We start from the raw sequence: 1,099 nt of genomic DNA on the forward strand, positions 1-1,099 counted from the left end.
AACAGGCAATCGTCACCAGCAGGCCGAACAGGCCGCCGCTGTAGAACACGCCGTTCAGGCTGTAGAGATCGATGACCAAGCCGAACAGCATCGGCCCGACTGTCATCGCAAAGCTGTGGACCGTCAGCAGCAGGCTCATCACCGTCCCCATGCCAAAGCCCTTGGCGTTCTCCATGGCCACCGCCATATGGGCCGGATAGGCTAGGCCAAACGCGGCACCGACGAGCAGATTGAGCACCACCAGATGCCAATAGGTCGTTGCAAGCGGAAACAGGGCCAGCGACACCGCGCTGATCAGTCCACCGATCACGATCAGCGTGATTTTATTCGCGACCCGGTCGGCCAGCCGTCCGCACGGCGCCTGCATGACTGTGCTGACCAGCACATTGAGCGAAATCAGCAGACCGATCTGGGAGGTACTGAGCGCCAACAGCTGGGCGGCCAACAGGGGCACGAAGACCCAAATGGCCGCATTCGCCGCCGCATAGCTGAGACGAAAGACCGACATGCCGACCAGCGGATAACACGAAAAGATCTCACGCAAGGGGAGATGCGTGGTGGTCCGGGTGTTCTTTTCATGGTGGACTTCGGGCAGGAACAACCACAGCAGGATCAGCGCCAACAGGCTCAGGATGCCCAGCAGAATGAAGCTGGCCTGCATGTTATACAGGTCTCTGACCACGCCACCCAGCACCGGCCCGCCCGCCACGCCGCCCAGAAAAGCCGTATTGATATAGCCACTATACCTGCCCTCCTGACCCTTGGGCGTCAGGTCGCCGACATAGGCCATGGAGATGGGCTGGACCATGGCCGTCGCCACGCCCTGGAGAGCCATGACCAGGGTCAGGACAAACAGGCTATCGGCCAGCAGAAAGGCGACCGATGAGACGGCATACAAGGCCAGACCCCACAGCAGAAACTCCTTTCTACCGCGCCGGTCGGAGGCGCGACCGATAAAGGGCAGCAAAAAAGTGCGCGAGGCCGAATGCGAGCCAAACAGAACGCCGATGGTGAAGCCCTCGGCCCCGAACTGCTGGGAATACAGCGGGATGAACGGCATGACCACCCCGTTGCCCAGCATGGTGGCGAAAATGGCCAG

1 protein-coding gene is annotated in these 1,099 nt (G+C 61.0%); it reads right to left on the minus strand.

Translation table 11 applies throughout. From position 1 onward, the window contains the following. The coding region (locus tag J4F42_22290) for an MFS transporter (GenBank protein MCE2488253.1) at positions 1-1,099 on the minus strand (1,099 nt) is incomplete at both ends.

It is taken from the genome of Desulfurellaceae bacterium, from assembly GCA_021296095.1.
Taxonomy (GTDB): Bacteria; Desulfobacterota; Binatia; order Bin18; family Bin18; genus JAAXHF01.